Raw genomic sequence first — 25,772 nt, 5'->3', positions numbered from 1 at the left:
ACTAACAGGATGCAAAGCGTTACTCAGCCTAAAGATCTGGGCAGTTACCTGAAATCGCGCCGGGCACAGCTTGATCCTGTGGCGCTGGGTTTTCATACCGCGCGGCGACGTACGCCGGGGCTGCGCCGTGAAGAAGTGGCGCATCTGGCCTGTATTAGCGCCACCTGGTATACCTGGCTTGAGCAAGGTCGAGGAGGTACGCCTTCGGCGGAAGTGCTGGAGCGCATTTGCCAGGCGCTGCGTCTTTCTGAGCGCGAACGCGAACACGTTTTTCATCTGGCATTAGGCCGTGCTCCGGGCATGCATTCCATGACCAGAGGAACCGTGACAGAAAGGCTGCAAAAAGTGCTGGACTGTATGCACCTGAGCCCGGCGATGATCCGCAATGCGACCTGGGATGTGCTCGCCTGGAACAAAGCCGCCACGGTGGTGTTATCCGATTACCCCAGCCAGCCCGCACATGAACGTAACATTCTGCGGCGCATTTTTCTTAATCCCCAGGCGCGCGCCGCACAGGCAGACTGGCACTCGCTCGCCCGCTTTCTGGTGGCCGCTTTTCGTGCGGACGCAACCCGCGCGGGTGCGTCGATTGAAATTCGTCCTCTGGTTGAAGAACTCAGCGCAGCTTCTGCAGAATTTGCAGAGCTTTGGCAAAATAATGATATAGACGTAATGGAAGAAGGCACCAAAATCCTGCTGCATGGCGCTGTCGGTAGGTTGTCGCTGGAGTTCTCGAGTTTTTCAGTGGAAGGCCAACCGGATCTGACAATGGTGGTCTATAACCCATCAACCGAAGAGGACGCGCGCAAAATAAGTTCGCTATTGTAAAAAAAGCGCCGGTAAACCGGCGCTTTTTAGCGTAATCGTCCGCGAGCCAGATTGAGCCTTGTGCTGCTCACCTGCAATGCATTCTGGCTGACATGACAATGCGTGATGGCGATAGCCAGCGCATCTGCCGCATCCGCCTGCGGGTTAGCGGGCAGTTTCAGCAGCGTGCGCACCATATGTTGCACCTGGCTTTTTTCCGCGCTGCCAATCCCCACCACCGTCTGTTTTACCTGCCGTGCGGCATATTCAAACACCGGCAAATCCTGATTCACGGCGGCGACAATCGCCACACCGCGCGCCTGCCCCAGCTTGAGTGCCGAATCGGCGTTTTTCGCCATAAACACTTGTTCGATAGCGAAGAAATCCGGCTGGAACTGGGTAATGATCTCCGTCACGCCTGCATAAATCAGCTTCAGACGCGACGGTAAATCATCCACTTTGGTACGGATACAACCGCTGCCGAGATAGGTCAGTTGTCGTCCCGTCTGGCGGATCACGCCGTAACCGGTGACGCGCGAACCCGGATCGATACCGAGAATGATCGCCATTATGCGTCTCCGGTGACAGGCGAGTTAATCAGCGACATTAGAGTGTCGCCGCAACCTCATCAGAGATCTCACCGTTGTGGTAAACCTCCTGCACGTCGTCGCAATCTTCCAGCATATCGATCAGACGCAGCAGCTTCGGCGCGGTTTCCGCGTCCATGTCGGCTTTGGTCGACGGGATCATGGAGACTTCAGCGTTGTCTGCTTTCAGGCCCGCAGCTTCCAGTGCGTCACGTACCGCGCCCATCTCTTCCCATGCGGTATAAACGTCAATTGCGCCATCATCAAATGTCACCACGTCTTCAGCACCGGCTTCCAGCGCCGCTTCCATAATGGTGTCTTCGTCGCCAGCGTCGAAGGAGATAACCCCTTTTTTGCTGAACAGATAGGCAACAGAACCGTCAGTACCGAGGTTGCCACCACATTTGCTGAAAGCATGACGCACTTCCGCCACGGTACGGTTGCGGTTGTCACTCAGACACTCCACCATCACCGCCGTGCCGCCAGGACCATAACCTTCATAAATGATGGTTTCCATGTTCGCGTCATCATCCCCCCCCACACCACGCGCGATAGCACGGTTTAAGGTGTCGCGGGTCATGTTGTTAGACAGCGCTTTATCAACCGCCGCACGCAGGCGCGGGTTAGAACCGATATCACCGCCGCCCAGACGCGCAGCCGTTACCAGTTCACGGATGATTTTGGTAAAGATCTTACCGCGTTTAGCATCCTGTGCCGCTTTGCGGTGTTTGGTGTTGGCCCATTTACTATGACCTGCCATAAAAACTCTCCAATAAAGCCTTTTCCCGGCGGTTTTAAGCCCTCTGGCGCGTTGGCTGCTCCCGTTCGCACCCGTTGCTTACCACAGTAAGCATCTGGCGACGCGGGGGTTGCCACCTTCCTGAGAACTGAAATTCCAGGGGAAATTAGTCGGCGTTAATAACAAATTCTTCAATCGCCTGCCGGTTGCTCCACGACTTGGTTAATGCCGCCGCTGCCGGGGCATCAAGCCAGCGGTACGCCAGATGTTCACTAAAAACAATCTGGCGTTCATGGGGCAGCGCAAGACAAAACCAGGATTCGGTATTGTGCGTAACGCCCGGCGCATAGCGATGACGTAAATGACTAAATATTTCAAACTCCACCGTGCGCTGACAGTCGACTAAGGTCAGTTGCTCGCAAGCAATATCGATGTCGACCTCTTCCTTTACTTCACGCATGGCGGCTTGCGACGCTACCTCTCCTGCTTCAAGGCTGCCGGTAACCGACTGCCAGAAATCAGGATCGTCGCGTCGCTGCAACATCAGCACCCGTTTCGTGTCCTCGGCGTAAATCACCACCAGTACAGAAACAGGGTGCTTAAAGGCCATCTTATTTATTCTCCGGCGTCTCTTTTTTGACGACGGAAATACCCAGCTCAGCCAGCGATGCCGGGTTGGCGAAACTTGGCGCTTCGGTCAGCAGACAGGCCGCCGCCGTGGTTTTCGGGAACGCAATCACGTCACGGATGTTATCGGTGCCGGTCAGTAACATGGTCAGACGATCCAGACCAAACGCCAGGCCCGCGTGCGGCGGCGTACCATACTTCAGCGCATCCAGCAAGAAGCCGAACTTCTCACGCTGTTCCTGCTCATTGATGCCCAGAATGCCGAATACAGTCTGCTGCATTTCGCCGTTATGGATACGTACAGAACCGCCGCCCACTTCATAACCGTTGATAACCATATCGTAAGCGTTCGCTACGGCCTCTTCCGGTGCCGCTTTCAGCTCGGCCGCAGTCATATCTTTCGGCGAGGTGAACGGGTGATGCATCGCGGTCAGTCCGCCTTCGCCGTCATCTTCAAACATCGGGAAGTCGATCACCCACAGCGGCGCCCATTTGGCTTCGTCGGTCAGATTCAGGTCTTTACCCAGCTTCAGACGCAGTGCGCCCAGCGCATCAGCCACCACTTTTTTGTGGTCCGCACCGAAGAAAATCATGTCGCCATCTTGTGCGCCAGTGCGCTCAAGGATCGCGCTAACGATTTCCGCGTTCAGGAATTTCGCGACCGGGCTGGTGATCCCCTCCAGTCCTTTTGCCGCTTCGTTGACCTTAATGTAAGCAAGGCCTTTCGCCCCGTAGATTTCGATAAACTTACCGTAGTCGTCAATCTGTTTACGGCTAAGTTGTGCGCCACCTGGCACACGCAGCGCAGCAACGCGGCCTTTCGGGTCGTTTGCCGGGCCGGAGAAGACTTTAAACTCGACCGCTTTCAGCAAGTCGGCAACATCTATCAGCTCCATCGGGTTACGCAAATCAGGTTTATCAGAACCGTAACGGCGCTCGGCTTCGGCGAAGGTCATAATCGGGAAGTCGCCCAGATCCACACCACGAATTTCCTGCCACAGTTCGCGTACCAGCGCTTCCATTACTTCTCGCACCTGCGGCGCAGTCATAAAGGAGGTTTCCACATCGATCTGGGTGAATTCCGGCTGGCGGTCAGCACGCAGGTCTTCATCACGGAAACATTTGACGATCTGATAGTAACGGTCGAAGCCGGACATCATCAGCAGCTGTTTAAACAGCTGTGGGGATTGCGGCAGCGCGTAGAATTTGCCTTTATGCACGCGCGACGGCACGAGATAGTCACGCGCGCCTTCCGGCGTCGCTTTGGTCAGCATCGGGGTTTCAATATCGAGGAAACCGTGGTCATCCATAAAGCGACGCACGAAGCTGGTGATCTTCGCGCGGGTTTTCAGGCGCTGGGCCATTTCCGGGCGGCGCAGATCGAGGTAGCGGTATTTCAGACGCGCTTCTTCGGTATTAACGTGGTTGGAGTCCAGCGGCAGCACGTCAGAACGGTTGATAATGTTCAGCTCGGTGGCAAACACTTCCACTTCACCGGTTGCCATATCTTTGTTGACGTTTTTGCCGTCGCGCGCACGCACGGTACCGGTAACCTGAATGCAGAACTCATTACGCAGTTCAGAGGCGAGCTGGAACGCATCCTGACGGTCCGGGTCGAAAAACACCTGCACGATGCCTTCACGATCGCGCATATCAATAAAGATAAGGCTACCGAGGTCACGACGACGATTGACCCACCCACAAAGCGTTACTTGCTGTCCCACATGGGACTGATTGAGCTGCCCGCAATATACTGTACGCATGAGATATCCCTTAATTAGCTGCGCGCGACCCGCCGCCTGCGGGGCAGGCACTCTGGTGGCAGCTATTTTCGTATGTCACAACTGGATGAAAAAAGGGGGCTATTATACTGGAAATTCTGACTGACGATAAGCCCGCGACCGACTGTACGCGCGTTTGCTGCGCGCTTATTGCGCATTCTCACAAAATTTAACAAAATTTGTAAACCGTCCGCACCTGCATAACGCGTAAGGTATCCGCCGACGTCATTCATTTTTCAGGAGTTATTATGCTGGAACTCAATGCTGAGAAAACCGCACTGGTGGTGATCGATTTACAGGAAGGTATTTTACCTTTCGCCGGTGGCCCGCACACAGCGCAGGACGTGGTTCAACGTGCCGCAACGCTCGCGGAAAAATTCCGTGCCAACGGTTCGCCGGTTGTATTAGTACGCGTTGGCTGGTCAGAGGGTTTCGCCGAAGCGCTGAAACAGCCGGTTGACGCGGCAACAGGCGGTCATACCCTGCCAGACAACTGGTGGGTTTACCCGCAGGCCCTGGGTAAAAAAGAGAGCGATATTGAAGTGATCAAACGCCAGTGGGGCGCGTTCTACGGTACCGATCTTGAGTTGCAACTGCGCCGCCGTGGCATCGACACCATTGTGCTGTGTGGCATTTCCACCAATATCGGCGTGGAATCCACCGCGCGCAACGCCTGGGAGTTGGGTTTTTCGCTGGTGATTGCAGAAGATGCTTGCAGCGCTGGCAGCAACGAGCAACATCAGGGCAGCCTGAAGTATATCTTCCCGCGCATTAGCCGTGTTCGCAGCACGGACGAGATCCTCAGCGCGTTATGATGTATGTCGGCCTGCCACAATGGTCGCACCCCAAGTGGGTGCGCCTTGGCATTACCAGCCTTGAGGAATACGCCAGTTACTTTAACTGCGTCGAAGGCAACACCACGCTTTATGCGCTGCCAAAAGCCGAGATCGTGGCGCGCTGGCGCGAACAAACCACCGATGATTTTCGCTTCTGCTTTAAATTTCCCGCCACCATTTCGCACCAGGCGGCGCTGCGTAACTGCCGCGATCTGACAGACGAGTTTTTTGAGCGAATGTCGCCGCTCGCCAACCGGATAGGCCAGTACTGGTTACAGCTTCCGGCAACCTTTGGCCCACGCGATCTCCCCGCGTTGTGGGCATTTCTGGACGCGCTGCCGGCTGATTTCACCTATGGCGTTGAAGTGCGCCACCCAGGCTTTTTCGCCAAAGGCGAAGAGGAAAAAGCGCTCAATCAGGGCTTACATGCGCGTGGGGTGAATCGTGTGATCCTTGATAGCCGACCGGTGCATAGCGCCATTCCCCACAGTGAAGCGATCATTGAAGCGCAGCGCAAAAAGCCGAAAGTCCCGGTGCATGCACTGATTACCGCCAGCCATCCGATGGTGCGTTTTATTGGTAGCGACAATATGGAACAAAATCGCCAGTTGTTTGCCGTGTGGCTGCAAAAACTGCCGGTGTGGGAACAGACCACCACGCCGTATTTATTTTTGCACACGCCGGATATCGCCCAGGCACCAGAACTGGTGGAAACCCTGTGGCAGGGTTTGCAGGCCGCTGTCCCGAGTGTTGGCGACGCCCCTTCTCTTCCGCTCCAATCTTCTCTTTTCTGAACGAACCACCTATCATTGTTTAGCGGTCACCAGAGCCTTAAAGGGAGTTAGTATGGTTAGCGCGCTTTACGCCGTGCTGGGTGCATTGTTACTCATAAAATTTTCTTTTGACGTTATTCGCCTGCGCACGCAATACCGTGTTAGCTACGGCGACGGCGGGTTTAGCGAGCTGCAAAGTGCGATACGCATTCACGGCAATGCGGTCGAGTACATTCCCGTCGCCCTGATCCTGCTTCTTTTTATGGAGATGGACGGTGCGCAAACCTGGTTAGTGCACGTTTGTGGGCTGCTGCTGATCGCCGGTCGCCTGATGCATTATTACGGCTTTCACCACCGTCTGATCCGCTGGCGTCGTTCCGGTATGGGCGCAACCTTTTGCTCCCTGCTGCTGATGGTGCTGGCAAATCTGTGGTACATGCCCTGGGAGTTGGTTTTCTCATTGCATTAGCGCACAATACGCCCCTTTGTTTTCCCGGATATTTACACTATGTCTCACCGCGACACGCTTTTTTCTGCGCCTATCGCCAGCCTGGGCGACTGGACTTTTGACGAACGGGTAGCCGAAGTCTTCCCGGACATGATCCAGCGTTCCGTACCGGGTTACTCCAATATTATCTCGATGATCGGCATGCTGGCGGAGCGCTTTGTCCAGCCTGCCACGCAGGTTTACGATCTCGGCTGCTCACTGGGCGCGGCAACGCTCTCAGTGCGTCGCAACATTCACCACGCTGATTGCAAAATTATCGCCGTCGACAACTCACCTGCCATGGTGGAGCGCTGCCGTCGTCATATCGATGCCTATAAAGCGCCAACGCCTGTTGAAGTGATTGAAGGCGACATTCGCGATATTCAGATTGAAAACGCCTCGATGGTGGTACTCAACTTCACCTTGCAATTTCTGGAGCCAGACGACCGACTGAAACTACTGCAGAAGGTTTACCAGGGGCTCAATCCTGGCGGCGCGTTAGTGTTGTCGGAAAAATTCAGTTTTGAAGACCATACTGTCGGCGAACTGTTGTTCAATATGCACCACGATTTTAAACGTGCTAACGGCTACAGCGAACTGGAGATCAGCCAGAAGCGCAGCATGCTGGAGAATGTCATGCTGACGGATTCTGTTGAAGCGCATAAAACCCGCCTGCGCACTGCCGGGTTTGAACACAGCGAACTGTGGTTCCAGTGTTTTAATTTTGGTTCGCTGGTGGCTCTGAAGGCGGTTGCAGCATGATTGAGTTTGGCCGTTTTTATCAGCAAATCGCCACCGGTACGCTCGCGCACTGGCTGGAAACGTTACCCGCCCAGATCGCCGCCTGGCAGCGTGAAGCATTGCACGGGCAGTTTAAGCAGTGGAACAACGCGGTGGAGTTTCTGCCGACCATCACGCCTGCAAAGCTGGATCTGCTGCACAGTGTCAGCGCGCAAAGCGCCGAACCGCTCAGCGCCGGGCAGCTTAAAGGTATGGAAACGCTGCTGCGTAATCTGATGCCGTGGCGCAAAGGGCCGTTTTCTCTGTATGGCATTGATATCGACACCGAATGGCGTTCCGACTGGAAATGGGAGCGCGTCCTGCCGCACCTTTCCGATCTGAAAGGCCGCACAATTTTAGATGTCGGCTGCGGCAGCGGTTACCACCTGTGGCGCATGGTCGGCGCGGGTGCGCAGCTTGCCGTTGGTATCGATCCGACGCAGTTGTTTTTATGCCAGTTTGAAGCCGTGCGTAAATTGTTGGGCGACGATCGTCGCGCGCATCTCTTACCGCTTGGCATTGAGCAGCTTCCAGCGCTGAACGCTTTCGATACTGTGTTTTCCATGGGCGTGCTCTATCACCGCCGTTCACCGCTTGAACATCTGTGGCAGTTGAAAGATCAACTGGTGAAAGATGGCGAGCTGGTACTGGAAACACTGGTGGTGGAAGGCGATGAAAATACCGTGCTGGTGCCCGGTGACCGCTACGCGCAAATGCGAAATGTCTATTTTATCCCTTCTGCGCTGGCGCTGAAAAACTGGCTGGAGAAGTGCGGTTTTGTCGATGTACGCATTGCAGATACCAGCGTAACCAGCACCGAAGAGCAACGTAGCACGTCGTGGATGGTCACAGAATCACTGGCCGATTTTCTGAACCCGGCGGATAACAGTAAAACCGTTGAAGGCTACCCGGCCCCGGTTCGCGCGGTGTTGATTGCCCGCAAACCGTAAGATAAAAAAAGGCCCCTGTTAATGGCAGGGGCCTGGTACAAGCAAGCATCATATTGGGCGACATGATGCGCGGTAAAAACTGTTACGGGCGATGGTGCAAAATCATCTCTTTCATTACTGCCACCGCATCGCCATCCACACCGTAGCGGGCATATTCATCCGCACTGGCATCTGACGACATCGATAATCCTGGATTGCGATAGCGCATCGGCGACGCTGTCCAGCGACCTGCCGAACTATGCACCTCTTTGATACCCGCATGGAGAAAGGTTTCGAGGTTATCCGGACGCACCCCTGCGCCGGCCATAATGATTGGAACACCAGACCTGGCATTTAGTTCCCTGATTAATGAAAGTCCTTTTGCTGCCGAGGGCTGCTGACCAGACGTGAGAATACGCGCAATGCCTAATTCGGCTAAGTTATCAAACACCTGAAGCGGATTAGCACACATATCGAACGCGCGATGAAAAGTTACCGCCATCCCCTGTGCGGCCTGCATAATTTCCCGCATGCGCACAATATCGACATCTCCCTCTTCCGTCAGCACACCGGTGACAAGGCCAGGAAAACCCAGCTCACGGAGCATCGCAATATCGCTCAGCATGGAGGCAAACTCATCGGCCCGGTAGCAAAAATCCCCACCGCGCGGGCGCACGATCGGATGTACGGGAATAGTCACCGCCTGTCGAATCGCTTTTAACGCGCCAAAGGAAGGGGTTAAACCGCCCTCTTTCGGCGCGGCGCAAAATTCAATGCGATCGGCGCCACGTTGCTCAGCAATCACCGCGTCATCGACGCCATAACAACAGATTTCCAGTAAGGTCATTTCCTCTCCCCCGGTTCAGCATGGCTCGCTTTCGTAAGCGCTTTCACCCCTGCTCGCTCGCGACAATCTCTTCAATGGTCCACGGATGAAATTTCACGGTGACTTTGCCATCCGTCACCGCCAGCGTTGGATTGGACAGTCGTTCGCGCTCGCCTTTTGGTGAACTGGTTTTCACCGAAATACCCGGCTGGCTTAGGCCCTCATCAGCCAGCAGCGCCAGCGCACGCGCGTTGAGCGTGGCGATATCGCCCGGCAGCACGATTTCTACATGCTCCCACCCTTCGTGCGGGTAGCGCTTTTCACCCGGCCACGGCAACTCAATCACCGTAAACTGCCAGTGGGCGACGCACACGGGTTCACGCAGTTTGAACAGGCAAATCGGCCGACCATTAATGATGTTTTCCGACAGCAATTCGCCGCATTGCTCAAAGCCACGCCGCCAGCGCTCCGCCGTGGTGTTCTGGTGGCAGCGCAACGAGATGTGATCGGCATTTAAGGGTGCGATATCCAGCCCCAGACGGGTAGTTAAATTTTGCAAATCTTGGGTAAACCGTGGCAAATCTTCCACGATATCCTGCAACTCTTCGATGGTTTGCCAGGTACGCATAACAGTGCTCGCAAGTCATAACAAAGCGCATAATCTACCGTGTTATGCAGTGCTGACGCCACCGGGCATTTGCAGTATACTCCCGCCTTTATTAAACACCCGGACGCCGCCTCAGCGACGCGGTGTCCTAAAAGTAAGGTATCCCGGTGAATATTCAGGCTCTTCTCTCAGAAAAAGTCAGTCAGGCCATGATTGCAGCAGGCGCGCCAGTCGATTGTGAAGCGCAGGTTCGTCAGTCAGCAAAAATTCAGTTTGGCGACTATCAGGCTAATGGCGTGATGGCAGTAGCGAAAAAACTGGGCATGGCACCGCGACAACTGGCCGAGCAGGTTCTGTCTCACCTTTCACTCGACGGGATTGCCAATAAAGTTGAAATCGCCGGTCCTGGCTTTATCAATATTTTCCTCGCGCCTGAGTTTCTCGCCTCGCAGGTAGATGCGGCGCTGAAATCCGATCGACTGGGTGTAACAACACCGCAGCCGCAAACCGTGGTTATCGACTACTCCGCGCCGAACGTGGCGAAAGAGATGCATGTCGGCCATCTGCGTTCCACCATCATTGGCGATGCATCAGTCCGTACGCTGGAATTCCTCGGTCATAACGTGATTCGCGCCAACCACGTCGGCGACTGGGGCACCCAGTTCGGTATGTTGATTGCCTACCTTGAGCTGCAACAGCAAGAGAATGCTGGTGAAATGGCGCTGGCCGATCTCGAAGGTTTTTACCGTGAAGCCAAAAAACATTATGACGAAGACGCGGCATTCGCTGAACGCGCACGCGCTTACGTGGTGAAACTGCAAGGCGGCGATGAATATTGCCGCGAGATGTGGCGCAAGCTGGTCGATATCACCATGAGTCAGAACCAGAAAACCTACGAACGCCTGAACGTGACGCTGACCCGCAAAGATGTAATGGGCGAAAGCCTGTATAACCCGATGTTACCGGGCATCGTTGCGGATCTGAAAGCCAAAGGTCTGGCGGTCGAGAGCGAAGGCGCTACCGTGGTGTTCCTGGATGAATATAAGAACAAAGAAGGCGAACCGATGGGCGTCATCATCCAGAAAAAGGATGGCGGCTACCTGTACACCACAACCGACATCGCCTGTGCGAAGTACCGTTATGAAACGCTGCATGCCGATCGCGTGCTCTACTACATCGATTCCCGCCAGCATCAGCACCTGATGCAGGCCTGGACCATCGTACGCAAAGCCGGGTATGTGCCGGATTCCGTGCCGCTTGAGCACCACATGTTCGGCATGATGCTTGGCAAAGACGGCAAGCCGTTCAAAACCCGCGCGGGCGGTACGGTGAAACTTTCCGATCTGCTGGATGAAGCGCTGGAACGCGCGCGCCGTCTGGTGGCAGAAAAGAACCCGGATATGCCTGCCGACGAGCTGGAAAAACTGGCCAACGCGGTCGGTATCGGCGCGGTGAAATATGCGGATCTGTCGAAAAACCGCACCACCGATTACGTTTTCGACTGGGACAACATGCTGGCCTTCGAAGGCAACACCGCCCCGTACATGCAGTACGCTTACACCCGCGTACTCTCCGTATTCCGCAAGGCGGGTATTGAAGAGAGCGTGCTGGAAAACGCACCGGTGGTGATTGGCGAAGAGCGTGAATCCCAGCTGGCAGCGCGTCTGTTGCAGTTCGAAGAAACCCTGTCCGTCGTTGCCCGTGAAGGTACGCCGCATGTGATGTGCGCCTATCTGTACGATCTGGCGGGTCTGTTCTCCGGCTTCTACGAGCACTGCCCGATCCTCAGCGCGGAAAACGACGAAACCCGTTTAAGCCGCCTGAAACTGGCTCTGCTGACGGCAAAAACGCTGAAACTCGGTCTGGATACGCTGGGTATTGAAACCGTAGAGCGTATGTAATTGCTTCATTTTTTAGCCATAAAAAACCCCGGTCAGCCGGGGTTTTTCATTTATCGCCTTTCAGAAATATTTGCGCAGATACTCCGTCAAACAGAGCATCGCCATCGCCTGGCCGTATGGCATTGAGGTCAGCGGGATCTGGCGATAAAACGCCAGATTACTGCCCATCCCGGTGCCGAACGACACCTGCAATAACTCCCCTTCCGGCGAAATATTTCCCACAATCGCCTTCACCGCTTTTTCCGCCACATCCGTGTAATCGGCGCTGATATAACGCTTACGCAGCGCTTTCAGAATGCCATAGGCAAATCCGGCGGTTGCCGAGGCTTCCAGATAAGAATCTGGATCGTCGAGCAGCGTATGCCATAACCCGCTTTCATGCTGGCACTTCGCCAGCGCGGCGATTTGCGCATTCAGCACCTGGACCAGATAACGGCGCACCGCATTGTTTTCCGGCAGATCGACAAGCTCAAGGAAATCCGGGATAACGATGGTCAGCCAGCTATTCCCGCGCGCCCAGCGGGCGTTGGCAAAATTGTGGTGACCGTCGTAATTCCAGCCGTGGAACCACAGCCCGGTTTCTCTGTCCATCAGGTTCTGCACATGCAACAGAAACTGATACACCGCCTCTTCCACATAGTCTGGCCGGTTGAGCAATTTGCCGATTTTCGCCAGCGGCAGCACGGTCATCATCAGCGTGTCGTCCCACATCTGCTGGTGGTTCTCCTCCGCCAGCGTAATGTGCTGCATGCCGCCGCAGTCGGTGCGCGGCATCTCGTTCATCGCCCATTCGGCCCAGCTTTCCAGCCACGGGAGATAAGTCGGGTTACCGGTTTCTTCATAGCGATACGCCAGCGTCAGGAACGGTGCCATGGTATTGACGTTTTTGGTGGTCGCGCCTTCGGCAAAACGGTCGGCGAACCAGTTATCAATCACCTCACGCACACCCTCTTCGCCGGTCTGACGGTAATACTGATACATCCCGTACAGACCCACGCCGTGCGTCCACTCCCAGCCAGCCCAGCCTTTGGTATCAATCACGCGCCCATCGTCGAGACGGAGTAAAAACTCGCCGGTGTTGTCGTGAATATTGACCAGGTTATGCGTCACCTTGCGGATCAACGCTTTCAGTTCATCACGGGCGATAAAACGCTCTGGCTGACGCAGTAACGGGCTGTGTTTGACAGGCCAAACCTTCATATTCTTAACCTCAGTTATAAGTCGATTTCAGTGACGCGTCTTTCAGCGATGGCGCGGCAGGTTTATTGCGATTCAGATAGCCAATGTTGTTGTTGCCCCACAAGGATTCGTAAGGCATGCCCGCCAGCATTTCGACGGTTTCGCGCGCTTGCGGAGTGATACTTTCTGGCATTGCGCGGCCGCTCTGGCGCATTTTGGCCGTTTCTTCACGCAGCACGCTGTGGGTTTTCAGGTTCAGCTTGAAGCGTAAGGAGACGAGGAAGCCGCAGCACAGTACCGCAATGGTGCCAAAGCACATGATCATCAAAATGGTGTGGCTCACTTCTGGCACCTGGGTTTTCTGCCCGGAGACAAAGCCAGAAGCCTGCATCACAATCCCCACCAGCATCACCGCACCGGCCTGCGAGGCTTTACGGGTCAGCGTCATGATCCCGGCGAAGATCCCTTCGCGGCGCTGGCCGGTGACCACTTCGTCAATATCCGCAATGTAGGTGTAGGTGTTCCACGGTACGTAGTTGATACCACCGCGTCCCAGACCGGCAACGGCGGACACCAGCAACAGCAGCGAATAAACATCGCTTAAACCGGCGTAGTAGAGCACGGCATAAGAGGCGGCGCTCAGACCGAACAGCACCACCACCATGCGGTATGACGGCGCAGGTCCGAAGCGGATGCACAGCGGTATCATGGCAATCACCGCGATGAACTGGAAAATCGCCATCGTGCCCAGCAAGTTGGAGGCCAGCGATGCTTCCTGCATCAGCACGAACACCACGTAATAGGTGAACACTGCGTTAAATACGTCCTGCGCGATATAACCGCCGAGGTACATCCCCAGGTGCTGGCGGAAAATCTTGATACGCAGCGTGGAGCTGAGTTCAACAAACAGGCGGCGCAAACTTTGCCCAAGCGTGAGGCTCTTTTTCTCTTCTTCCGCGCGCAGCGCCGCTTCGGTCCACTCTTCGCGCGGTCGTTCCCAGGTAAAGCACCAGACAAATGTCAGCATCAGCGCACAGAGCAGCGAGAACACCAGGCTTGCGTAGAAAAAGGAGACCGGGTTGTCCTTACCAAAGTGTGACAGCAGAACGCCCGGCAGGAACGAGGCCAGAATCGCCGACATCTGCGCCATGGAGATACGCGCGCCGGAGAATTTGGTTTTCTGTTTAAAGTCGTCAGTCATTTCCGGCACCAGCGTTTCGTACGGCACCAGAATCATGGTGTAGACCACATCAAACAGCAGATACGTCAGCAGGTAATACCAGAAACTCATGTCCCCTACCCACATTATTGAGTAGCTGAACACGCAAGGGATACCTAACAAAATAAAGAACTTACGTCGACCGAAGCGTTTACCAAGCCAGGTCGATCCGAAATTATCGGTTAAAAAGCCCATCAGCGGACTGACCACCGCATCCAGCACCCTTGCTGTCGCGAAGATAAATGTCGCTTCAATCGGCGTCAGGCCGCAAAAGGTCGTATAGAAATAGAGTAACCATGCTGCGGTTAACGCGGTTGTGCCCGCACCCAGAAAATCGCCCGAGCCATAGGCGAGATAATTAGCCAATCCAATTTTTCGTGTTTTCATTGCCGTCAACCCTATTCATTTTGGGGGACCTTTGACGATCCGGCTTAGCCAAAGGAATTTCTTACACGGCTAAAGTAAGAGGATGTGCAACGGGAAACCTTTCTGTTTCTGCCATCAAAATTACGCGGCTGGCAAAAATGCAAAGAGTGTCGATACGCGCTTCACTGATTTATAAAACAGCGTTTCTTTTGCATCAAAAGGAGCGGTCAAAAATGCGGGGCAGATAGCAAAATCCCGCCATTGCGGCGGGATTTTCGGGTGAAAAACGAGCTAACTCATTGAAGCGAAGCGGTTAGTTTTGCTGAGTGGGTTGACGGTAGTTGACCAGCACTTTGTTACTACGGACGTCCAGCGGCGGCCATAACCGTCCACCGCCGGGCACTTCCCAGACAAAACGCAGCGATTCGAGTGCCGGAACATCGGTAAAGCCGCGCGTGGTGCCGCTCTGCCCATCCAGCTCGACACAACGCGCCTGAGAACAGAGCCGAACAATTAACCCGGCAGGCGTCGGGCCATTTAATTCATAGCGCCAGGAGACATCCGTCATCAGCCCGTTTACCGGCTGCGACGGGCCCAGCGGTCGTGATGAAGAGACCACGCCACGGTTATCCAGCCGGATACCGATACTGCTGGCCTGCCACATGCCTTCGCCAATGCCGTTTCCGGCCGCGTGGGCAAACAGCGGCAAAGCCACCAACCAGGCCAGATAACGCATTATTTGCCTCCGATAGTCGCAGTCATACGGATGCTGCGGTTATCCGACATTTCCATGTTCGACAACACCACCAGTTGCGGCAGGCTGCGGCGCAGGAAGCGCGCCAGCAACGGACGCAGCGCATGGTTAACCAGCAACACCGGCGGCGCACCCAACATCTCCTGCCGCGTTAACGCTTCCTGAGTTTGTTCCAGTAAGCGATCGGCAAGACCCGGTTCCAGACCGCCACCGCCCTGCAATGCCTGCAACAGCAAACGTTCAAGCGGCGTATCAAGACCAATCACCTGCACTTCATCATTACCCGGGAACCACTGCTGTGTAATGGCGCGACCCAACGCGACACGCACCACCGCCGTGAGTTCGTGCGGATCGGTTTGCAGCGGCGCATGCTCGGCCAGCGTTTCCAGAATGGTGCGCATATCGCGGATGGGCACTTTTTCGGCCAACAGGTTTTGCAGCACTTTATGCAGCGTAGTCAGCGTGACGACGCCCGGCACCAGATCTTCGGTCAGCTTCGGCATCTCCTGGCTCACCCGGTCAAGCAGTTGCTGCGCTTCCTGGCGACCAAACAGCTCCGCCGAGAATTGACCAATCAGGTGGTTAAGATGGGTTGCCACCACGGTACTGGCTTCCACAACGGTGTAGCCCTGGATCTGCGCCTGTTCTTTCAACGCGCTCTCAATCCAGATAGCGGCCAGGCCAAAAGCCGGATCCACGGTTTGCTCACCCGGCAGCGTGCCCGCCGCCGTGCCTGGGTTAATCGCCAGCCAGCGCCCTGGGTAAGCCTCGCCGCTGCCAATTTCCACCCCTTTCATCAGGATGCGGTAACGCGCCGGCGGCAGATCCATATTGTCGCGGATGTGCACAACAGGCGGCAGGAAGCCCATATCCTGCGCGAATTTCTTACGAATACTGCGGATACGGCCTAACAGCTCGCCATCCTGCTGGAAGTCCACCATCGGGATCAGGCGATAGCCCACTTCCATACCGAGGGAATCTTCCAGCTGCACATCGTTCCAGGTGGCTTCTACCGCCTGGGTATTTTCCGGCAGCTTCATCGGCGCGGCTTCAGCAGGTGCGGCCTGGTCTTTACCACGCAACCACCAGGCAAGACCCAGCAGCGCGGCGGTAAATAGCAGGAACACAAAGTTCGGCATCCCCGGCACCAGCCCCAGCAGGCCGAGTACGCCGGCGCTGAGCATCATCACGCGCGGGTTGCTGAACAACTGGCCAACCATCTGCTGGCCAACATCCTGATCGGTGCTAACGCGGGTGACGATAACACCCGCCGCAGTAGAGATAACCAGCGCCGGGATCTGCGCAACCAGACCGTCACCAATGGTCAGCAGGGTGTAGCTTGATGCCGCATCGCCCATCGACAGGCCATGTTGCAAAACGCCCACCAGCAAACCGCCGATGACGTTGATAACCATGATCAGAATACCGGCGATGGCGTCACCACGAACGAACTTACTCGCGCCGTCCATCGAACCGTAGAAGTCCGCTTCTTGCGTTACTTCAGAACGGCGGCGTTTCGCTTCGTCTTCACCGATGATCCCGGCGTTGAGATCGGCGTCAATCGCCATCTGTTTACCGGGCATCCCATCGAGTACGAAACGCGCGCCCACTTCGGCGATACGTCCCGCACCTTTGGTGATAACCATAAAGTTGATGATAACGAGGATGACGAACACCACGATACCGATGGCGAAGTTACCGCCAACGAGGAAGTGACCGAAGGCTTCAACCACCCGCCCTGCCGCCGCCGATCCCGTATGCCCTTCCATCAGGATAATACGCGTCGAGGCGACGTTCAGCGCCAGGCGCAACAAGGTGGTAAACAGCAGAATGGTCGGGAATGCGGCAAATTCCAGCGTGCGCTGGGTGAACATCGCCACCAACAGCACCATGATGGAAAGTGCGATGTTAAAGGTAAACAACAGGTCGAGGACAAACGCCGGTAGCGGCAGCACCATCATCGACAAAATAAGCAAAATGAGCACCGGCCCGGCGAGAACTTGCCATTGGGTCGATTTCAGATTGCCGGGTAGACGCAGCATTGCTACCAGATTAGCCATCAGTGTCCTTCTCGTTCAAAAAGTCCAGTGCCTCAGGCACCGGGAGATTCTCAGGTTTAACAGGTCGTTGCCCGCCGGACAGACGCCAGCGTTTCAACTGCCATACCCACGCCAGCACTTCGGCAACGGCCGCATACAGCTGGCCCGGGATTTGCTGACCAATTTCAGAATGGCGATAGAGCGCACGCGCCAGCGGCGGCGCTTCGAGGATCGGCACACGGTTCTCCGTCCCCAGCTCACGAATACGCAGCGCAATCATTCCCGCGCCTTTGGCCACCACTTTCGGCGCACTCATTTTATTCTCGTCATATTGCAGTGCGACGGAGTAGTGCGTCGGGTTGGTGACAATGACATCCGCTTTTGGCACATCGGCCATCATGCGACGGCGCGCCGCTGCACGCTGCATCTGGCGGATGCGGCCTTTAATGTGCGGGTCGCCTTCGCTCTGTTTAAATTCGTCACGGATGTCCTGGCGGGACATGCGCAGTTTTTTCAGATGGCTGTAGATCTGCCAGAAAACGTCAAACCCCACCATCGGGATAATGCTCAGTGCCACCAGCATCGCGCACAGCCCGGCCAGATTGAGGGCGCTCGCCATGGCGGTCAGCGGCGATTCGCTCATCAGGCGCATCATATCCGGCCAGTGGTGCCATAAAAAAAAGCCCGCGACGCTGCCCATCAGCAGCGCTTTCATCAGCGCTTTCACCAGTTCCGCGCCCACTTGCGCGGAGAACAAACGCCCCAACCCGCTGAGCGGGTTGAGTTTGGAAAATTTAAACTCCAGCGATTTGGTGCTAAACACCAGTCCGCCCAGCATCACCGGCGCGATAAGCGCGATGATCACCACGCCCGTCAGCAGCGGCAACATGCCGATCAGCACGTTTTTTAACATCACGATGATCTGCCCGAGGATCAGGTTCTGGTCACTGATAATCTTGTGGTCAAAACGCAGCCCGGATGAGAGCGCCATCGATAACCTGCGACCAAACGCTTCACCGCCAAACCACAGAATGCCGATACCGACCAACATGATCAGTAGCGATGTCAGTTCTTTGGATCGGGGGACTTGCCCTTCTTCGCGCGCTTTCTCTAGTCGGTGCGCGGTGGGGGCTTCTGTTTTGTCGTCGTTGTCTTCAGAGGCCACGGCCAACACATCCACGGGTTACAGGTTTGATGACATATTGCCAGAGTCAAGCCTGTCCAATGGGCAGAGTAAGGCATAAAAACAGAGGGTTTTCGCCATTTGAGTTGTCGCGTCATGTTCAACCTCGCATGCTGAAACGCAGACCAAACGGCAACGTTATCGCGAAAATCCTGCCTAAAGGCCATTTTTTATCGATAGATCCTGATTATTAACCGCAGAACAGAAATGCCAGCGCGCTCCTTTATAATGGTCGGCTTCGCGTATTTATCGGCACGGACGTTATTTTTTTATGCCACGACATCTGGACAGAATCTCGCACACGGCAATTTGCATCGCGGCGTTTGTTATCTATTACAGCCTCTTTTATTTAGCCTTTTTCATTCCCGGTTTTATGACGCTTTATCGAAATGGTCTTGCCGCGCCGTTTCTCGGCACCGCGCTGTTATTGCCTTGCTCGTTGTTGCTCTGGCGCTATTACGCGCGCCATTTTGACGGGCTGTTGCCCTTTGGCACACTGGCGCTGCGCAACGTAACGGTGCCGCTGCTGGCGCTGGTGGTGATGCTGGTGATGGAAAAACTGTTTCAGCAGCCTGAACCCTGGCTTGATTCGCTGCGCGATTACACCGGGCTGACCCGCTGGGCGTGGATTTTAACGGCGTGCCTGGCAGCACCCGTGAGTGAAGAGATTATCTTTCGTGGCTTTTTACTCAATGCAAGCCTTGGGTGGGGAAAAGTACCGCAGCAAGTGGGGATTGTGCTGACCTCATTGCTGTTCTCCGTCATCCATATGCAGTATCACGCGCCCATTACCTTTATTCAGCTCTTTATTTTTTCTGCGGTGTTGTGTGTGGTCAGGCTCGGCACGGGCGGCTTGATTGTCCCGATTGTGCTGCATGCGCTGGCAAACGCCTTCTCAATTGGGGATATTTTCCTGCAATAAAAAAGGGAAGGTTTCCCCTTCCCTTTTCATTGTCAGACCTGCACCTTCAGACGGGCTGAAGGTGCAGGTACAGACAGATCAGAAGCCCAGGCTGTCGAGCAGATCGTCGACCTGATCCTGGCTTGCCACCACGCCCGCTTTGGTCGCGTCGAGTTGTGGGCCATTGAGCAGGCTGTCGTTTTCACGCTTCGGCCGCGCGGACTGATCCGGGATATTCTCCAGCAGCACCATCAGCAGCTGACGCTCGATCTCCTGGATAACATCCATCATGCGTTTGATAACCTGACCGGTGAGGTCCTGGAAATCCTGCGCCATCATGATGTCCAGCAATTGGGCGTTGGTGAAGCTGGTGTGCCCCGGAATTTCGCCAAGGAATTTGCGCGTATCGGTCACCAGTTCACGCGCATCCGCCAGTTCGATCGGGTTTTCAAACCACTCGTCCCAACGTTTGCTCAGCGCTTTCGAACCTTTTTCCATCTCATCCTGGTGCGGCTGAGAAGCTTCAACGCTGTTAAGCGCGCGTTCTGCCGCTTGCGCGGTCATCTGTACTACATAATCCAGACGGTCACGCGCATCCGGAATCGCTTCCGCAGCTTCGGCAATCGCCTGGTCAAGACCTAATTCGCGCAGGCTATCACGCAACATACGCGTCAGGCTGCCGATCCGGGCAATGATGTCGCTGGGTGAATGTTCGTCCGCTGGTTTAATTGAAGGTTGAATCATTAGCCAGTCCTCACATGCCAAGTTTCTCGAAGATCTTACCGAGTTTCTCTTCCAGGGTTGCAGCGGTAAACGGTTTCACCACATAACCGCTCGCACCGGCCTGCGCCGCCGCGATGATGTTCTCTTTTTTCGCTTCTGCTGTAACCATCAGCACTGGCATAGAAGCCATATTGCTGTCGGCACGAATCGTTTTCAGCAGTTCCAGACCGTCCATGTTTGGCATGTTCCAGTCAGAGATAACAAAACCGAAGCCACCCGTCTGCAATTTGTTTAACGCATCAACACCGTCTTCTGCTTCTTCAACGTTGTTAAATCCCAGCTCTTTTAGCAGGTTACGTACAATTCGACGCATGGTGGAAAAGTCATCCACGACCAAAAACTTAAGCTCTTTATCCGCCATAAAAAATTACTCCTGGTTCAAATACGTATTGCCTGTCCGGCACTGATTTTCGCCAGCATCTGCTGGCTTACCTGGCTAAGATCGACCACTTCGCTGACGCCACCCATATTGATGGCCTCACGCGGCATGCCGAACACCACACAACTTGCTTCATTTTGCGCAATCGTCCAGGCGCCAGCCTGGTGCATTGCTAACATTCCGGCCGCGCCATCGTTGCCCATCCCCGTGAGAATAACTCCCACGGCGTTACGCCCCGCGTGTTTCGCCACCGAATTAAACAGCACGTCCACCGACGGGCGGTGCCGGTTAACCGGCGGTCCGTCATGGATCTTAATTTGATAGTTCGCCCCGCTACGCGCCAGCTCCATATGCCGATCGCCAGGTGCAATATACGCGTGTCCTGGCAATACGCGCTCGCCATCTTCCGCTTCTTTGACGCTGATCTGACAGAGCTTATTCAAACGCTCAGCAAATGAGCGGGTAAAGCCCGGCGGCATATGCTGAGTGATAAGAATACCCGGACTTGAGAGCGGCAATGGCTGGAGTACATGCCTAATTGCCTCTGTTCCTCCGGTTGACGCGCCAATTACCAGCAGTTTTTCCGAGCTGAGTAACGGCCCGGCTTTCAACATAGCCGGTGCTTCCATCGGTTTATGTGCCGCGATACGCGCGCGTGACGCGGTGCGTACTTTTTCGGCAATCATCTCGCTGTAAGCCAGCATGCCTTCGCGAATGCCAATCTGCGGTTTGGTGACAAAATCAATTGCCCCCAGTTCCAGCGCGCGCAGCGTCACTTCAGACCCTTTCCCGGTCAGTGAAGAAACCATCACCACCGGCATTGGACGCAAACGCATTAATTTTTCAAGGAAATCCAGCCCGTCCATGCGCGGCATTTCCACATCCAGCGTTAACACGTCCGGGTTGAATTTTTTAATTAAATCCCGGGCAACCAATGGGTCTGGCGCCGTCGCCACCATTTCCATATCGCTGTGGCTATTGATAATTTCTGTCATGATCTGGCGCATCAATGCGGAATCATCGACGGACAACACCCTGATTTTACTCATGCTTTATCCTTACTCAGCGCATAAACGGTTTGCCCACGAAGGGTAAACTCACGCACGAGGTTGCTGAAGTTCTCCGAATGCCCGGCAAACAGTAATCCGTCTGGCTTAAGCAGCGGAGCGAAACGATGCAGAATGTCCTGTTGCGTCGTTTTATCAAAATAAATCATTACGTTACGGCAAAAAATTGCGTCGAAAGGCCCCGGAACGTTGTACTGCTTATCCAGCAGATTAACCGTGGTGAAATCGACGTAGTTCGCCAGTTCCTGCCGTACACGCACCAGCCCGGCATGCGGGCCAGTGCCGCGCATAAAGTAGCGTTGCATCTGCTGGGGCGAGAGGGTTTTCAACTCGTCCTGGCGGTAGATGCCACTACGTGCTTTTTCCAGCACTTCTGTATCGATGTCGCTGGCGAAAACTTTCCAGCGACCCGGTGCCATACCCAGCGCATCAGCGAGGGTAATGGCAAGAGAGTACGGCTCTTCGCCTGTCGACGCCGCCGCGCTCCATACCCGGTATTCCCCCGTGCGCTTGCGCGCATGGTCCGCGAGAACCGGGAAGTGGTGTGCTTCCCGGAAAAACGCGGTGAGATTGGTGGTCAGCGAGTTAATAAACGCTTGCCACTCGGCGCTGTTCTGGTTCGCTTCCAGCATGCTCAGATAGCGGCCAAAATCATCTAGACCAAGCGTGCGTAAACGGCGGACAAGGCGGTTGTAAACCATGTCGCGTTTATGATCCGCGAGGACAATCCCCGCACGCTGGTAGATCAATTGACATATCCGACGGAAGTGCGCGTCGGACAGCGCCAGGCGCTGTGTCATCTGTTGCAATATTGATGACGTTTGCCCGTTAGGCATGGATGATGTCATAGCGCCTTCTCAACTAGGTTCAGGATGCAACGGGCACTGCCTTAGGCGGTGCCACTTCGGGTATTGCGACATGCTCTTCAATCTTAAATATGGCCACCAGCGCGGTAAGGTTATCAGCCTGGTTAGCCAGCTGGTCGGTGGCGGAAGCTGCCTCTTCTACCAGCGCAGCGTTCTGTTGTGTCACCTGATCCATCTGTGTTACTGCCTGAGCCACCTGCTCTATCCCGCGCCGTTGTTCATCGGACGCGGAGGCGATCTCGCCCATGATGTCGTTGACCTGAGTGACAGAGCGGACGATTTCCGTCATCGTCTGCGCGGCGGTATCCACCAGGGTGGATCCCTGCTGAACGCGGGAAACCGACTCTTCAATCAGGCCTTTAATCTCTTTTGCCGCCTGCGCGCTGCGGCTTGCCAGGTTACGCACCTCACCGGCGACCACCGCGAAACCACGCCCCTGTTCACCGGCGCGGGCCGCTTCCACGGCGGCGTTCAGCGCCAGAATATTGGTCTGAAACGCGATGCCATCAATCACACTGATGATGTCGCCAATTTTCTGCGAGCTGCCGGCAATCTGCTGCATGGTACTTGCCACGCTCGATGTCTGCTGCCCACCTTTTCTCGCCGTTTCCGCCGCACTCTGCGCAAGTACGGAAGCCTGACGGGCGTTATCGGCGTTCTGGCTTACCGTCGACGTTAACTGCTCCATGCTGGCCGCGGTTTGCGCCAGCGACGCCGCTTGTTGCTCCGTTCGCGACGATAAATCATTGTTGCCCGCCGCGATTTCCGAGATGCCGGTATGCATCGCGTAGCTGCCCTGACGGACATCGCTCACCGTGGTGCGTAACGCGGTTTGCATCTTTTTCAGGCTGGTAAAAATCGCCGAAATCTCGTTACGCCCGTCAACAGCAATCGGTCGTGCCAGATTGCCTTCGGAGATGCTGTCAAAGTGGCTGCTGACCACCGCCAGCGGCTGGACAATCATCTTGCGCGACCAGAACAACGCGGCGCTGGTCAATAACGCGGCAAGAATAACCACCACGACAAAAATCACCGCCGAGCGATGATAATTACTTTCACCATCCGCTCTCGCCTGTTCAGTAAAGTGGTTAATGTGTTTCTCCCACGCACTGAAACTGGCATCAAACTTATCCTGCGACTCCTGCACCGGCGCGGTCATAAAGTCCGACAGCTGGTTGTTTTCAAGCCAGGTCGCCTGATGCTCCAGGTCACCGCGCCAGGCGGTGTAACTGGCCTGCGTGATTTCCTGTAATTTTTTGCCTTCTGGTGTCATCACCTTCAGGCCAAGAAACTCTTTTTCTACCTCTGCCGACTGCTTGAGGCTGGCTTTCGCCTGTGTCATCAGCGCTTTGATGTCATCCGGCGGATAACTCAGCGCCGTTAACGTCCCGGCTTTGTTTAACGCGGTGCTGGCCTGAAGCAGCGTGGCCCGCATCTGCATTAATGCGCTGCGCTGGTGTGTACTGTTTTCTACTTCTTGTAAATGTGAAGTGCTCTCTTTAAATGCCCAGAAAGACAACCCGTTACTGCCAACCTGTAAAATGCCACACACGATCAAAATCAAAAAAAGTGTTGTCGAGATGCGAATACGATTTAACATTAACGCCCCATCTGGCGGAAAAAGTCCGCGGTTAAGACCTGCTAAAATGTTTCCCAGTTATCCTCTTGTCCGGTTACAAGTTGGCGACTCCGCGCCGGGGTCTGAGCGCTGCCTGCTGCCGGAGTTGTAGCACGCGACGCCGGTTTGCCGGATACAGAAGAAAGGCGGAAAGCAGATACCGCCTGCGTCAACAAACTGGCTTGTTCTTCTAAGGCAGCCGCTGCGGCTGCCGATTGTTGTACCAGTGACGCGTTTTGCTGCGTGACGCGATCCATTTCGGATACTGCCAGCGCAACCTGATCGATGCCGCGGCTCTGTTCATCAGAAGCCGAGGCGATCTCACCCATAATGTCGTTCACCCGTGTTACCGCGTTTACGATGTCCGACATCGTCTCCCCTGCACTCTCCACCAGCACAGAACCGGTATCGACACGGGAGACAGAATCTTCAATTAAGCCTTTAATTTCTTTCGCCGCCTGCGCACTGCGGCTGGCAAGATTGCGCACTTCTCCGGCGACCACGGCGAAACCACGCCCCTGCTCGCCTGCTCGTGCCGCTTCAACCGCGGCGTTCAGCGCCAGAATATTGGTCTGGAAAGCAATACCATCAATCACACTAATAATATCGGCAATTTTTTGCGAACTGCCCGCAATTTCGTGCATGGTTTTTACCACGCTGTTCACCACTTTGCCGCCGCGCTCTGCCGTTTCCGACGCGCTCTGCGCCAGCAGTGAGGCCTGACGGGCGTTATCGGCGTTCTGTTTCACCGTGGCGGTCAGCTCTTCCATACTGGCGGCGGTCTGCTCAAGTGCGGAGGCCTGCTCTTCCGTACGGGACGAGAGATCGTTGTTCCCGGCGGCGATTTCGCTGGTGCCGGAGTAAATGGCATCAGAACCCTGACGAACGTTGGTCACCGTTTCGATCAGCGCGTTCTGCATATGGTCAACGCTCTGCGCCAGTTCCGTCATTTCACTGCGACCAGCAATGGTCAGCGAATGCGTCAGGTTGCCACCGGCGATTTCACGGATGTGGGCAATGACCGACGATAACGGCGACAGCAGAATACGGCGAATGCCATACCAGACCCCGGCCAGCACGATCACCAGCGCCAGCGCCAGGATCGCCATCTGCCATTTGGCGAAGTTGTAATCACTGACGCTCTGTTCCCAGGCATTGCGATACAGGCCTTCACTCAAATCCGCGTATTTCTTCATCGCGTCGCCAAGGGCGTTTTGCATGCCTTGCGTTGGCTGCGCCATAAAGCCGTTAATATTGCCGCCTTCGAGGAACTGCACCAGTTCCGCCAGCGCGGCATTATAAGTGCGGTATTTTTCATCCAGCGTCTGGCGCGCGGCGTCAGTTTCCGGCAGCGATGGCAGCGCGCGGAAGGCATCGTAATGTTTTGCCGCATCGGCAAGCGAGGCTTTGGCGCTGTTCAACAAATCGGTTTTCGCACTGCTCTGCTGGTTGCTCGGATCCAGCAACATCCGCGCTGAAGAACGGCTCAGGTTGATACGCGTTTGCAGCATCAACTCCCAGGCTTTACCTAATTCCGTCTGTTGCATGCGCAGGTCATTGGAGACCGCAAAACTTTGCTGGTTTTGCTTAAGCGACGAAAAAAACAGGCCACCAGAGACAAGCTGTAACAAGGCAAAGACCACCAGCACGCTCATAAGCAGAGTAACGACGCGGATACGGTTCAACATGCAACACCTTCTTGATAAGTTCTTAACGGTGTTATCGGCATGCGGCCACG

25 protein-coding genes are annotated in these 25,772 nt (G+C 55.2%); 8 read left to right on the top strand and 17 right to left on the bottom strand.

Features of this window, described 5'->3' with window-relative positions:
- Nucleotides 1-9 precede the first annotated feature (9 nt).
- A complete protein-coding gene (locus M8Q36_RS16085; RefSeq protein ID WP_249881541.1) occupies nucleotides 10-828 on the top strand; it encodes a helix-turn-helix transcriptional regulator in 819 nt (272 codons plus the stop codon).
- A gap of 26 nt (nucleotides 829-854) precedes the next feature.
- Here the strand turns inward: M8Q36_RS16085 and ruvC are convergent, their stop codons facing one another.
- The 4 genes from ruvC to aspS all read right to left on the bottom strand — a co-directional run bounded on the left by ruvC (nucleotide 855) and on the right by aspS (nucleotide 4,523).
- On the bottom strand, nucleotides 855-1,376 hold the full coding sequence (ruvC, locus tag M8Q36_RS16080; protein ID WP_020454125.1) for a crossover junction endodeoxyribonuclease RuvC: 522 nt from the start codon (nucleotides 1,374-1,376) through the stop codon (nucleotides 855-857).
- Between the two features lie 37 nt (nucleotides 1,377-1,413).
- Entirely contained in the window at nucleotides 1,414-2,154 is a 741-nt protein-coding gene (locus M8Q36_RS16075) for a YebC/PmpR family DNA-binding transcriptional regulator (RefSeq protein ID WP_045511314.1), read from the bottom strand.
- Between the two features lie 145 nt (nucleotides 2,155-2,299).
- Nucleotides 2,300-2,743: a dihydroneopterin triphosphate diphosphatase gene (nudB, locus tag M8Q36_RS16070; protein ID WP_020454127.1), complete on the bottom strand. Its 444-nt coding sequence runs from the start codon at nucleotides 2,741-2,743 to the stop codon at nucleotides 2,300-2,302.
- A 1-nt stretch (nucleotide 2,744) separates the two neighbouring features.
- Nucleotides 2,745-4,523, bottom strand: a complete 1,779-nt coding sequence (aspS, locus tag M8Q36_RS16065) for an aspartate--tRNA ligase (protein ID WP_249881540.1) — start codon at nucleotides 4,521-4,523, stop codon at nucleotides 2,745-2,747.
- 266 nt (nucleotides 4,524-4,789) lie between these two features.
- On the opposite strand from aspS, the gene M8Q36_RS16060 reads away from it, so the two are divergent.
- From M8Q36_RS16060 to cmoB, 5 genes are read left to right on the top strand one after another with little or no spacing between them, the layout of a single operon-like run.
- A complete protein-coding gene (locus M8Q36_RS16060; protein WP_249881539.1) occupies nucleotides 4,790-5,356 on the top strand; it encodes a hydrolase in 567 nt (188 codons plus the stop codon).
- The gene (locus tag M8Q36_RS16055) at nucleotides 5,353-6,171 is read left to right on the top strand and encodes a DUF72 domain-containing protein (RefSeq protein ID WP_249881538.1); all 819 of its coding nucleotides are present in this window, start codon (nucleotides 5,353-5,355) and stop codon (nucleotides 6,169-6,171) included. The genes M8Q36_RS16060 and M8Q36_RS16055 overlap by 4 nt, the downstream gene beginning before the upstream one ends.
- Before the next feature lie 52 nt (nucleotides 6,172-6,223).
- Nucleotides 6,224-6,619 carry an MAPEG family protein gene (locus tag M8Q36_RS16050; protein ID WP_017456923.1) on the top strand — a complete coding sequence of 132 codons (396 nt, stop codon included), beginning with the start codon at nucleotides 6,224-6,226 and terminating at the stop codon, nucleotides 6,617-6,619.
- Between the two features lie 39 nt (nucleotides 6,620-6,658).
- Nucleotides 6,659-7,399 carry a carboxy-S-adenosyl-L-methionine synthase CmoA gene (cmoA, locus tag M8Q36_RS16045; protein WP_249881537.1) on the top strand — a complete coding sequence of 247 codons (741 nt, stop codon included), beginning with the start codon at nucleotides 6,659-6,661 and terminating at the stop codon, nucleotides 7,397-7,399.
- Nucleotides 7,396-8,367, top strand: coding sequence for a tRNA 5-methoxyuridine(34)/uridine 5-oxyacetic acid(34) synthase CmoB (gene cmoB, locus M8Q36_RS16040; protein ID WP_249881536.1), 972 nt, complete (start codon nucleotides 7,396-7,398; stop codon nucleotides 8,365-8,367). Before cmoA ends, cmoB begins: the two co-directional genes overlap by 4 nt.
- Nucleotides 8,368-8,449: 82 nt before the next feature.
- Here the strand turns inward: cmoB and cutC are convergent, their stop codons facing one another.
- A complete protein-coding gene (gene cutC / locus M8Q36_RS16035) occupies nucleotides 8,450-9,193 on the bottom strand; it encodes a copper homeostasis protein CutC (RefSeq protein WP_249881535.1) in 744 nt (247 codons plus the stop codon).
- Nucleotides 9,194-9,236: 43 nt separating this feature from the next.
- Nucleotides 9,237-9,800 carry a VOC family protein gene (locus M8Q36_RS16030; protein WP_249881534.1) on the bottom strand — a complete coding sequence of 188 codons (564 nt, stop codon included), beginning with the start codon at nucleotides 9,798-9,800 and terminating at the stop codon, nucleotides 9,237-9,239.
- Between the two features lie 146 nt (nucleotides 9,801-9,946).
- Here M8Q36_RS16030 and argS point away from each other — a divergent pair, with 146 nt between their 5' ends.
- Complete coding sequence (gene argS, locus M8Q36_RS16025; protein ID WP_160269675.1) at nucleotides 9,947-11,680, top strand: arginine--tRNA ligase; 1,734 nt, start codon at nucleotides 9,947-9,949, stop codon at nucleotides 11,678-11,680.
- A 60-nt stretch (nucleotides 11,681-11,740) separates the two neighbouring features.
- Here argS and bglB read toward each other — a convergent pair whose 3' ends face one another.
- From bglB to flhB, 5 genes are all read right to left on the bottom strand, one after another.
- A complete protein-coding gene (bglB, locus tag M8Q36_RS16020; protein ID WP_249881533.1) occupies nucleotides 11,741-12,880 on the bottom strand; it encodes a beta-galactosidase BglB in 1,140 nt (379 codons plus the stop codon).
- A gap of 10 nt (nucleotides 12,881-12,890) precedes the next feature.
- On the bottom strand, nucleotides 12,891-14,465 hold the full coding sequence (locus M8Q36_RS16015) for an MFS transporter (RefSeq protein ID WP_249881532.1): 1,575 nt from the start codon (nucleotides 14,463-14,465) through the stop codon (nucleotides 12,891-12,893).
- A 292-nt stretch (nucleotides 14,466-14,757) separates the two neighbouring features.
- On the bottom strand, nucleotides 14,758-15,180 hold the full coding sequence (gene flhE, locus M8Q36_RS16010; RefSeq protein WP_160269671.1) for a flagellar protein FlhE: 423 nt from the start codon (nucleotides 15,178-15,180) through the stop codon (nucleotides 14,758-14,760).
- Complete coding sequence (flhA, locus tag M8Q36_RS16005; protein WP_065368177.1) at nucleotides 15,180-17,258, bottom strand: flagellar biosynthesis protein FlhA; 2,079 nt, start codon at nucleotides 17,256-17,258, stop codon at nucleotides 15,180-15,182. Before flhA ends, flhE begins: the two co-directional genes overlap by 1 nt.
- Nucleotides 17,251-18,402 carry a flagellar biosynthesis protein FlhB gene (flhB, locus tag M8Q36_RS16000; protein ID WP_175274196.1) on the bottom strand — a complete coding sequence of 384 codons (1,152 nt, stop codon included), beginning with the start codon at nucleotides 18,400-18,402 and terminating at the stop codon, nucleotides 17,251-17,253. Before flhB ends, flhA begins: the two co-directional genes overlap by 8 nt.
- A 289-nt stretch (nucleotides 18,403-18,691) precedes the next feature.
- On the opposite strand from flhB, the gene M8Q36_RS15995 reads away from it, so the two are divergent.
- Nucleotides 18,692-19,342 carry a CPBP family intramembrane glutamic endopeptidase gene (locus tag M8Q36_RS15995; RefSeq protein ID WP_249881531.1) on the top strand — a complete coding sequence of 217 codons (651 nt, stop codon included), beginning with the start codon at nucleotides 18,692-18,694 and terminating at the stop codon, nucleotides 19,340-19,342.
- Nucleotides 19,343-19,420: 78 nt separating this feature from the next.
- Here the strand turns inward: M8Q36_RS15995 and cheZ are convergent, their stop codons facing one another.
- From cheZ to tar, 6 genes are read right to left on the bottom strand one after another with little or no spacing between them, the layout of a single operon-like run.
- Complete coding sequence (gene cheZ / locus M8Q36_RS15990) at nucleotides 19,421-20,065, bottom strand: protein phosphatase CheZ (RefSeq protein WP_017458305.1); 645 nt, start codon at nucleotides 20,063-20,065, stop codon at nucleotides 19,421-19,423.
- 10 nt (nucleotides 20,066-20,075) lie between these two features.
- Nucleotides 20,076-20,465, bottom strand: coding sequence for a chemotaxis response regulator CheY (cheY, locus tag M8Q36_RS15985; RefSeq protein WP_007371559.1), 390 nt, complete (start codon nucleotides 20,463-20,465; stop codon nucleotides 20,076-20,078).
- Nucleotides 20,466-20,482: 17 nt separating this feature from the next.
- Nucleotides 20,483-21,532, bottom strand: a complete 1,050-nt coding sequence (locus tag M8Q36_RS15980) for a protein-glutamate methylesterase/protein-glutamine glutaminase (RefSeq protein ID WP_017458306.1) — start codon at nucleotides 21,530-21,532, stop codon at nucleotides 20,483-20,485.
- Nucleotides 21,529-22,398, bottom strand: a complete 870-nt coding sequence (cheR, locus tag M8Q36_RS15975; protein ID WP_017458307.1) for a protein-glutamate O-methyltransferase CheR — start codon at nucleotides 22,396-22,398, stop codon at nucleotides 21,529-21,531. Before cheR ends, M8Q36_RS15980 begins: the two co-directional genes overlap by 4 nt.
- Nucleotides 22,399-22,417: 19 nt before the next feature.
- Nucleotides 22,418-24,016 carry a methyl-accepting chemotaxis protein IV gene (gene tap, locus M8Q36_RS15970; protein ID WP_249881530.1) on the bottom strand — a complete coding sequence of 533 codons (1,599 nt, stop codon included), beginning with the start codon at nucleotides 24,014-24,016 and terminating at the stop codon, nucleotides 22,418-22,420.
- Nucleotides 24,017-24,057: 41 nt separating this feature from the next.
- Complete coding sequence (tar, locus tag M8Q36_RS15965; RefSeq protein WP_249881529.1) at nucleotides 24,058-25,722, bottom strand: methyl-accepting chemotaxis protein II; 1,665 nt, start codon at nucleotides 25,720-25,722, stop codon at nucleotides 24,058-24,060.
- Nucleotides 25,723-25,772 lie beyond the last annotated feature (50 nt).

Origin of the sequence: Kosakonia sp. R1.Fl (assembly GCF_023516815.1) — a bacterium.
Classification (GTDB): domain Bacteria; phylum Pseudomonadota; class Gammaproteobacteria; order Enterobacterales; family Enterobacteriaceae; genus Kosakonia.
This window is presented reverse-complemented; position numbering and strand designations above follow the sequence as displayed.